Raw genomic sequence first — 8372 nt, forward strand, 5'->3', positions numbered from 1 at the left:
TGCGACCACATTTGATGGCGTCCGATCTCGCCGAGCAGTTTGGAAGAGTTCCCAAGGAAGCAGTTCGGCCGCAAAGGCGAGCGGAGAATTCGGCGATATCAGAGCTCATCGCCTACCTGGAACGCGAAAACGCCAAGTGGTTGGAGCAGGAGGAACTGGATCCGGTTGCTCCCGTCGAAGGCGAGTCCACCTTTGCGAGGTAAGGACGCCTTTGACCGCAAGTAAAGGCGTCACGGCGGGTTCTCGCGCAGGACAAGCTCGGTGCGCGACCGACAAAGCCGCAAGGCGCTTCAGAGCGAACTGCCGCCACAGATGACGAGTTGCTGTCCGGTGATGGCCCCGGCCTCGGGTGATAGAAGAAAGCCGACTGCGGCAGCGATCTCGTCGGGGCGGATGAAGCGGCCGATTGGCGGCAGTTTTGGCGGGACATCGCCGCGCGACGGATCATTCAGCATGGGCGTCTCGGTCGCGGCGGGTGCGACGACATTGACCGTGATGCCGCGCGGTGCGAGCTCGGCTGCCCAGGACCGCGCCATGGCAACGAGCGCTGCCTTGGACGCGGCGTATTGGCCGCGCCCAGCTGCGCCGGCGGCGGTGCGGCTGCCAATGAGGACGATCCGGCCCCCCTTTGGCAGGCGCGGAGCGAACAGGTTGGCGAGGCGCTCGGCGGCATCGACATGAAGCCGCCACATGGCGGCGCCGTCGTCGGGGCTGAGTAAACCGAGCCGGCCTACTCTGAGAAATCTCGCGGCGTGAACGAGCGCGGTCGGCGTGATCTCGGCGAGCGCGCCTGCAATGGCACCGACGTCGTTCAGGTCGAGCGCCAGATGCTGAAACGACGGATTGGCGAACGTCGCAGGCCTGCGGCTGATGCCGGTGACCTGCCAGCCCTCACGCAGAAGCCGTTCGACGATCGCAGCTCCAATGCCTGAGCTGGCGCCGGTGACGAGTGCGTGGGGCATCGCATTCACGATCTCACTCCGTTACGGCGTGCTCGACCCATGCTTCCATGACGCGCACATATTTGATCGCCCGGCGGTGGAAGGTGAACGCAATGTGCAATGCCCCATCAGCGGTCTGCTTGACCGACGGATACGACAATTCGCGATTGGTCCGGTCCCGCGAATTGTTGGTCATGCAATAGCCGTCGCCGACTTCGACGTTGCGTTTGCTCCAGCTCTGCCCGCTATCCCTGGAGATGGCGAGTGTCATCGGCGCTCGCGGCGCGCCCCAGAATGCGGTGCGTCCCTCCCGGACCGCCGCGTCACCGGCCACGGAGGGCGCCAGATCGTCCTCGATCTCGTCATAAAGCGACTGACGGCGGTCGGTGGCGTCGGCAGCGCTGCGGTCGTTGAAGACCAGCGCGAGATGCCCGTTCGCGAGCCGCGTGAACTGGATCGAGGAGTTGTTGTTCGGAAGCGCCGTGGCGGTCGGCGCCGACCAGGTGCGGCCGTGATCGGTCGAACGGCTTTGATAGATGTTGTCTGCCCAGCGGCTGCGGAACAGGGCCAGCAGGCTGCCGTCAGCAAGCCGATCGATGCACATATGCACGCAGCCGCGACTGCCGGGGACCTCGACGTCGGTCCATGTCCGACCGGCGTCGGATGAGATTTTGACGGCGCTGGTGTCGTCGTCGCCATTCCATTTGCTGCCCGGCGAACTCTGACAATAGAACACCGGCAGGAGCCAGTCGCCATTGTCGAGCACCACGATCGGCTGCCGGATGAAGGTGCCGTGGCCCTGCTGAGGCGGAAACAGCGTCTCGATCGGTCCCCAGCTGCGGCCGTTGTCGCGGGAGAGGCGCCTGCGGACCATAGCGGTGTCCTGATTGCCGGAGATCTGGGCGGTCCACATCAGCCATAACGTGCCGTCGGGGGCAGGGAACAGGACCGGATTCTGCTCCGATCGCGTCGGGTCATCGGACAGTTTTTCGGCAGGCGACCACTGCGCCGACCCGCTCGCAAGTCGCGAAAAATACACGGAGATGTCCGCCATGCCCTCCTGCGTGCCGCCGAACCAGACGCAGCCGAGATCGCCGTTTGCGAGTGGCATCAGATTGGCCGCGTGATTCTGCACGCAGGGCGACGGAATGAAGGCGTCGAACCGGTCAGCATCGCCGCTAGAGCGGCGGACGCATCCGTCGGCCATGGCGTCGGTCTCGATCGTCATCAGGATGTCCTCTCGGCGAAGGCTTTCGACTGTGTGGCAGCGTCATCCGTCTGCGCGATCGCAGCGGTGCGGGCGCCGTGATGGACGAGCCGCTCGATCGCCATGACGACGAGCGGGGTCAGTGCGGCGACATACATGTTGTCGATGCCGAACGGGTTTCCGAGCAAATACCAGACGGTCGTCGAGATCGCCGCGCCGATCAGACCGATTGTCGCGCCGCGGTTGGAGGAAAACAGCGGCAAATAGAAGCCCATCATCGCGACCATGGTGATCGATAGCCGCAGCGCGCGGGTGAAGAACGAAAGTTTCAGGATCTCCGGAACGAAGAACACGAAGACGAGCGGTAGGACACCGATCAGAACCGAGAACAGGCGGGTCATCTTCAGCTCCCGCTCGTTGGCTTCCAATTGGGAACATAGAAGTCGCGGACGACCAGCGAGGCGATCGCCAGCGCCACCGTGCAGACGCTGACGAAAATCGAGGCGACCAGCGACGTCGTCACGAACGCCGAGGCGAGCGGCGGCATCTTTTCCAAGAACACCGGCAGCGCGTACAGGCTGTTCATGTCGGGATAGAGGTATTTTGCGGCGACGCCGCTCAGGGCAATGACCAGGCCGAGCGGCAGGCAGAACGCGGCGGCGTAGAACGTCGCCTTGCGCGCCTCGTTTGCACTCGGCGTCGAGGAAATCGCCTGCACGATGAACTGTGTCGAGAAGATCGCGCCGACGGTTCCGAAAGTCCAGGCAAAGATGGTGGTGAAGCCGATCTTGCCGTCCCAGGTGAAATAATGCGCGGGCAGTTTCGCCTGCATCGGCGCAACCCCGCCGGTCAGGGACATCGCGACGAAAAGGATGATGAAGACGCCGATCACCTTGATCGCGCTGTGCAGGATCGTGACCCAGGCCACGCCCTTGAGCCCGCCGAACACGTAATAGAACGTGCTCACCACGGCGATGATGCACATCGCCAGGGGCAGGCTGACATGCAGCGCGGTAGCGATGGCGGCCGCTCCGCTGACATAGTTGCCGACATTCACGAGCAGGAGTGCGTAGATCATGATCACCGAGACGGTGAGCATGGTCGACTTGCCATATTTCTGCGCGATCGCGGCGGAGATGGTGTATTCGCCTGACTCGTAGAGCTTTCGCACCATGAACAGGCCGAACAGTAGAAAGCCGATTGAAGCGCCGAGCACGGCCCATCCGGCCGCCATGCCCGACTGAAAGGCTTCCTGTGCGGTCCCGACCGTCGACTTGCGCCGATGAATTCCGACATCATGAGAACGCCGACCACGACGGCCGGCATCGCCCGCGCGCCGGTCATGAACTGCTCGCTGGTCCGGCTGCGCAATCTGATCGTGAGCCATGACGTGAACGCGATGTAGGCGACGATCATCGTGACGACGAGCGCGCTCTCTCCATTGAGGATGGCTTGCATCGATAGGGTTCCTCTCCTGCGAGGCAGGCTGCGCTGGCGGCGCCTGCCGTTCGTGGCGAATCCGTTTGATCGGAATGCGAACATTTGTTGTTAAGGCTAATCAAACTCTTTTGCGGCCCCTCCGTCAAGCGCGCGCGCCGGCATGGCGGCTATTCGCCGATGCCGGCGCTCTTCTTCCAGTGGATGATTTCAGCAGCGTTCCAGGTCGCTGTAGCGGCACCCGTCAGCTCATCTGCGCCGCGCCCGTCAGGAGCTTCGCGACCCCGAGAACCCTGGGCACGGCGGTCTTTTCGAACGATTTGATATCCATGCGGCTGGCATCGATCGTAAGGCTGATGCCGGCGACGACCGATTTGTCACTGCCGAACACCGGCGCCGCGACCGTGCGCAGGCCGTAGGCGTTTTCGCCGTCCGAGACGGCATAGCCTTGTCTGTGTACCTGATCCAGGCGCGCGAGCAGGGTTTTCAGGTCCGTCACGGTCCGCTCCGACAGTTTGACCCGTTCGGTCGCTTCCAGCCGCGCCTTCTGCTCGTCCCTCGGAAGCCCGGCCAGCAGCACGTGACCGAGCGCCGCGGCGTATGCCTTGATGCGGCTGCCGGGCCGACGATCGACCTTGTGGCGGTCGAGCCCGGCGCTAGCGCGTACGAGATAGACCACGTCGCTGCCATCGAGCACGCCCAGCGACGCGGCGTCGCCGAACGCCGGGACCAGTTCGCGCAGCAACGGTTCGGCCTGGCCGCGCAGATTGCCCGCGGAGAGGGCGGTGTAGCCGAGATCCAGACATTTCAGGCTGAGACGGTAATGGCGGCTCGGCTCGATCGCATTGATGTAGCCGAGTTTCACCAGCGTCTGCACCAGGCGAAACGTGGTGCCACGATCCATCCCGGCGCGCTCCGCGATCTCGGTGATGGTCAGTTCGAACTCCTCGGCCGTAAAGCTCTTCAGCACCGCAAAAGCCTTGGCGACCGAATTCACGAAATTCTTGGGATTGTCGGCTGGCGCCGTTGTTTTGGCCATTGCTCGTTCCTCCGCATAGCTGGCCGGCGCTGGCGCGAGTCGTTGCTCGCTTGACGACGGCGGCCGCAGAGCTTAATCAGTTCAGCAACAATTGCAACAACTGTTCGGATTCCGATCAAGCTTGGATCGAGGTCCGAACGCCAGCGGAGGAGCTTCGTCGTGGACATCAGGCCCAAAGGTGTATTTTGCGCGGCGTTGACGCCGCTGCAAGCCGATCTCTCGCCCGACCAAGACGCCTTCGTCCAGCACTGCCGGCATTTGCTGAGTGAGGGCTGTGACGGCATCGCGCTGCTCGGGACGACCGGGGAGGCGAACTCCTTCTCTGGTGGCGAACGCAAGGCGCTGCTCGAAGCCGCCGTCGCCGCCGGAATTGCGCCATCAAAACTCCTGCCGGGAACCGGTGTGCCGGCGCTGACCGATACCGTCGATCTCACGCGGCACGCGCTCTCGCTCGGCGTCAACACCGTGGTGATGCTGCCGCCGTTCTACTACAAGGACATTACCGACGAGGGGCTCTACGCATCCTACAGCGAGGTCGTGCAGCGCGTCGCCGATCCGCGCCTGAACATCGTGCTCTACCATATCCCGCAGATGTCGCATCAGCCGATCCCGCACGCGGTGATCGCGCGGCTGAAGGCGCAGTACCCGCAGACCATCGTCGGGATCAAGGATTCCTCCGGCGACTTCGCCAACATGGCCGCGATGATCGAGACGTTCGAGAATTTTGCCGTGCTGGCTGGCGCTGATCCACTGCTGCTGCCGCTCCTGAAGAAGGGTGGCGCCGGCTGCATTACTGCGACGTCCAATCTGGTGGCGCGCGACCTCGCCTACGTGTTCGCCCATTTCAACGACGGCGATGCCGCGCTCGAGGCCGCGCAGCAGCGCATCATCAAGGCGCGCGAACGCGTCTCCCGGTTCCCGCAGATCGCATCGCTGAAGGCTCTGCTGGCGCATGAGACCGGCCGTGCCGGCTGGCACCGGCTGCGGCCGCCCTTGCTGCCGCTGCCGCCGGAGAATGTCGACGCGCTCGCCATCGCGCTGGCGCAGGAACCGGCGTAGATGGACGTGTCATCGTCGGCGAGATCGCGCCGCTGCGTCCGCGGGACGATGCAATGCCGCCTCCCGAGTCCGTCAAGGCGGTCGCGTAAGGTCGAGAGGAGCCAAGTCCGTCCATGCCGTCTCTCCGCCTTCTTGCCGACGACCTGACCGGTGCGCTGGACACGGCCGCCGAGTTCGTCGGCCTGTGCGGACCGTTCGATGTGACATGGCAAGACGCTTTGCCTTCAGAACTTCCGTCATGCATCGCGGTCGACACCGGCACCCGCGAGCGCGGCCGCGCGGAGAGTGTTGCGATCGTCGGCAAGCTCGCGCCGCTGCTGCGCGAAGGGGCCATCGCCTACAAGAAGGTCGACAGCCTTTTGCGCGGCGCCTGGGCGGCCGAGCTCGCCGCCTGCCTGCGCACGGGGATCTGGACGTCCTGCATCGTGGCCCCGGCCTTTGCCTATCAGGGGCGCTCGACGCGCAATGGCCAGCAATACGCGCGCGCGCAGGATGGCAGCTGGTCGCCGGTCGGCGACACGCTGCTGGCGCAGCTTGCGGCTAACGGTGTCGCGGCGCGGCCGGGGCGGTGCGATTCCGAGCTGACCGCCGGCGTTCACGTGTTCGATGCCGAAAGTGATGAGGATCTTGACCGCATTGTCGCCATCGGGCGCCGCGCGCACCAGCCGGTGCTGTGGTGCGGCAGCGGCGGGCTCGCCGGCGCACTCGCGCGCGGCCGCGATGCATCCGCGGCGGCGCGCTTGAACAAGCCTGTTCTCGGCTTGTTCGGTTCGGACCAGGCGACGACGGCCGCGCAGCTTGCAGCCTGCGGCTCGGCCGTGGTCGCGCTATCTGAGACCGGGTACGACAACGCCGGCGCCATCAGCCGCAAGCTCGCAGCGGACCGCGTCGCGCTGGTGAGGTTTGAGCTCGCGCCCGGCCTGTCGCGTGGCGAAGCCGCCGCGCGGATCGCGCGCGCGCTTGCGGGACTTGCGGCAGCACTCGATCCGCCGGGCACTCTGATCGTCGCGGGCGGAGAGACCTTGAAGGCGCTATGCCTCGCGCTCGGCGCGCGTGCGCTAAGGGTCACCGGGCGCATCATGCCCGGACTGCCACGCTCGATCCTGCAGGGCGGGCGCTGGGCCGCCGTCGAAGTGATCTCGAAATCCGGCGCCTTCGGCGCCCCGGATTTGTGGCGCACGCTGCTTGACGAAAATCATCTGCTCACCGAAAGACACCACACATGACGCATCGCCATCTCGCCATCACCATGGGCGATCCCGCCGGGATCGGCCCGGAGATCATCATCAAGGCCTGTGAAAAACTGCGTGCGCGCATCGAGGCCGGCGACCTCCGGCTCCTGATCATCGGCAGCGGCGTGGCGCTGAAGAACGCGGCGACTCAGTTGGGAGCCGCGCTCGACGTTCCCGAAGTGCATGCAGCGGATGCGGATTGGCCCAATCTCTGTTTTCTGCAGGCAGATAGCGAGGGCGAGCCGATCCGCCCCGGCGTGCTCACGGCCGATGGCGGCCGCTTCGCCTTCAAGGCGGTGGAGCAGGGCGTGCGCCTGACGCAGGCGGGGCGAATCGGCGGCATCGTCACCGCGCCGTTGAATAAAGAGGCGCTCAACAAGGCGGGCTATCATTATCCGGGCCACACCGAGATGCTGGCCGAGCTCACCGGCGTCAAAGGCTCCGTCATGATGCTGGCGCACGGCAACATGCGCGTCAGCCATGTATCAACCCATGTCGCGCTTGAGGATGTGCCGAAGCGGCTCACCCCGGAGCGGCTGCGCTACGTCATCGACCTCACCGACAAGGCGCTGCGCGGGCTTGGTCTTAAGCGACCGAAGATTGCGGTCGCGGCGCTCAATCCGCATGCCGGCGAGGGCGGGCTGTTCGGTCGCCAGGACATCGACGTGTCGGAGCCAACCATCGCCAAGGCCGTGGCGGATGGCCTGAACGTGGTCGGGCCGGTGCCCGGTGATACCGTCTTCGTGAAATTGCGCGCCGGCCAGTACGACGCCGTAATCGCCATGTATCACGATCAGGGCCACATCCCGGTCAAGCTGCTGGGCTTCGAAGTCGATCCCGCGACCGGCCGCTGGCAGGAACTGTCCGGCGTCAACATCACGCTGGGCCTGCCGATCATCCGCACCTCGGTCGATCACGGCACGGCCTTCGATATTGCCGGCAAGGGTATTGCCAACGAGCGCAGCCTGATCGAGGCGATCGAATATGCCGAGCGTCTGGCCGCTGGCGCCGCGCGCCCCTGAGCGATTTTTGGGAACAGGAACGATGAACAGTCTGTCGACGCCGATCCAGATCATCCGCCCCGAAACCATCGAGTTCGGATCCGGCACCATCGCGGCGGTCGCGCGGTTCGCAAAAGCGAAGAATGCAAAACGACCGCTGGTGATTGCCGATGCGTTCAACGCGGCGCGCGTCGATGTGCTCGCGCTGCCTGGAGATCTGAGCGTGTTCGGCGAGGTCAAGCCGGAGCCGGATATTCCGAATCTGGAAAAGGCGCTCGCGGTGGCGCGGACGGCGCGACCGGACCTCGTGATCGGCTTCGGCGGCGGCAGCGCCATGGATCTCGCAAAACTGGTCGCGGTGCTGTGCACCGGCAGCCCGACACTCGCCGATGTCGTCGGTGTCGACAAGATTGCGGGCCGCGCGGTCGCGCTGGTGCAGGTTCCGACGACCTCCGG

At 65.0% G+C, this 8372-nt stretch carries 10 protein-coding genes and 1 pseudogene; 6 read left to right on the forward strand and 5 right to left on the reverse strand.

The genetic code is table 11. The features are described from left to right. A pseudogene (locus tag JOZ76_RS13545) lies at positions 1-203 on the forward strand (hypothetical protein); the annotation flags it as partial. Between the two features lie 87 nt (positions 204-290). On the opposite strand, the gene JOZ76_RS13550 reads toward JOZ76_RS13545, so the two are convergent. The 4 genes from JOZ76_RS13550 to JOZ76_RS13565 are packed head-to-tail and all read right to left on the reverse strand — an operon-like array spanning position 291 to position 3364. Next, positions 291-962 carry an SDR family NAD(P)-dependent oxidoreductase gene (locus JOZ76_RS13550; protein WP_291699143.1) on the reverse strand — a complete coding sequence of 224 codons (672 nt, stop codon included), beginning with the start codon at positions 960-962 and terminating at the stop codon, positions 291-293. A 13-nt stretch (positions 963-975) separates the two neighbouring features. Next, positions 976-2169, reverse strand: coding sequence for a sialidase family protein (locus JOZ76_RS13555; protein ID WP_291699134.1), 1194 nt, complete (start codon positions 2167-2169; stop codon positions 976-978). After that, positions 2169-2549, reverse strand: a complete 381-nt coding sequence (locus JOZ76_RS13560; protein ID WP_291699135.1) for a hypothetical protein — start codon at positions 2547-2549, stop codon at positions 2169-2171. The genes JOZ76_RS13555 and JOZ76_RS13560 overlap by 1 nt, the downstream gene beginning before the upstream one ends. A gap of 2 nt (positions 2550-2551) precedes the next feature. Continuing rightward, positions 2552-3364 (reverse strand): sodium:solute symporter family transporter, encoded by an 813-nt coding sequence (locus tag JOZ76_RS13565; RefSeq protein ID WP_291699136.1) that lies wholly within the window; start codon positions 3362-3364, stop codon positions 2552-2554. Positions 3365-3430: 66 nt separating this feature from the next. Between JOZ76_RS13565 and JOZ76_RS13570 the strand changes: the two genes are divergently transcribed. Beyond that, entirely contained in the window at positions 3431-3553 is a 123-nt protein-coding gene (locus JOZ76_RS13570) for a hypothetical protein (protein WP_291699137.1), read from the forward strand. A 276-nt stretch (positions 3554-3829) separates the two neighbouring features. On the opposite strand, the gene JOZ76_RS13575 is transcribed toward JOZ76_RS13570, so the two are convergent. Next, positions 3830-4624, reverse strand: coding sequence for an IclR family transcriptional regulator (locus JOZ76_RS13575; protein WP_291699138.1), 795 nt, complete (start codon positions 4622-4624; stop codon positions 3830-3832). A gap of 159 nt (positions 4625-4783) precedes the next feature. Between JOZ76_RS13575 and JOZ76_RS13580 the strand changes: the two genes are divergently transcribed. From JOZ76_RS13580 to JOZ76_RS13595, 4 genes are all read left to right on the forward strand, one after another. Continuing rightward, positions 4784-5683, forward strand: a complete 900-nt coding sequence (locus JOZ76_RS13580) for a dihydrodipicolinate synthase family protein (RefSeq protein ID WP_291699139.1) — start codon at positions 4784-4786, stop codon at positions 5681-5683. Between the two features lie 113 nt (positions 5684-5796). Further along, positions 5797-6909, forward strand: a complete 1113-nt coding sequence (locus tag JOZ76_RS13585) for a four-carbon acid sugar kinase family protein (RefSeq protein ID WP_291699140.1) — start codon at positions 5797-5799, stop codon at positions 6907-6909. Further along, the gene (pdxA, locus tag JOZ76_RS13590) at positions 6906-7937 is read left to right on the forward strand and encodes a 4-hydroxythreonine-4-phosphate dehydrogenase PdxA (protein ID WP_291699141.1); all 1032 of its coding nucleotides are present in this window, start codon (positions 6906-6908) and stop codon (positions 7935-7937) included. The genes JOZ76_RS13585 and pdxA overlap by 4 nt, the downstream gene beginning before the upstream one ends. Positions 7938-7959: 22 nt before the next feature. After that, a partial coding sequence (locus JOZ76_RS13595) for an iron-containing alcohol dehydrogenase (RefSeq protein ID WP_291699142.1) occupies positions 7960-8372 on the forward strand: 413 nt, incomplete at its 3' end.

The organism is Bradyrhizobium sp. (assembly GCF_019244115.1).
GTDB lineage: Bacteria > Pseudomonadota > Alphaproteobacteria > Rhizobiales > Xanthobacteraceae > Bradyrhizobium.

Bases quoted from the DNA above. Each gene is read 5' to 3' on its own strand.
- JOZ76_RS13550 (WP_291699143.1), bottom strand. From the start codon at position 962: ATGCCCCACGCACTCGTCACCGGCGCCAGCTCAGGCATTGGAGCTGCG.
- JOZ76_RS13555 (WP_291699134.1), bottom strand. From the start codon at position 2,169: ATGACGATCGAGACCGACGCCATGGCCGACGGATGCGTCCGCCGCTCT.
- JOZ76_RS13560 (WP_291699135.1), bottom strand. From the start codon at position 2,549: ATGACCCGCCTGTTCTCGGTTCTGATCGGTGTCCTACCGCTCGTCTTC.
- JOZ76_RS13570 (WP_291699137.1), top strand. From the start codon at position 3,431: ATGAATTCCGACATCATGAGAACGCCGACCACGACGGCCGGCATCGCC.
- JOZ76_RS13575 (WP_291699138.1), bottom strand. From the start codon at position 4,624: ATGGCCAAAACAACGGCGCCAGCCGACAATCCCAAGAATTTCGTGAAT.
- JOZ76_RS13585 (WP_291699140.1), top strand. From the start codon at position 5,797: ATGCCGTCTCTCCGCCTTCTTGCCGACGACCTGACCGGTGCGCTGGAC.
- pdxA (WP_291699141.1), top strand. From the start codon at position 6,906: ATGACGCATCGCCATCTCGCCATCACCATGGGCGATCCCGCCGGGATC.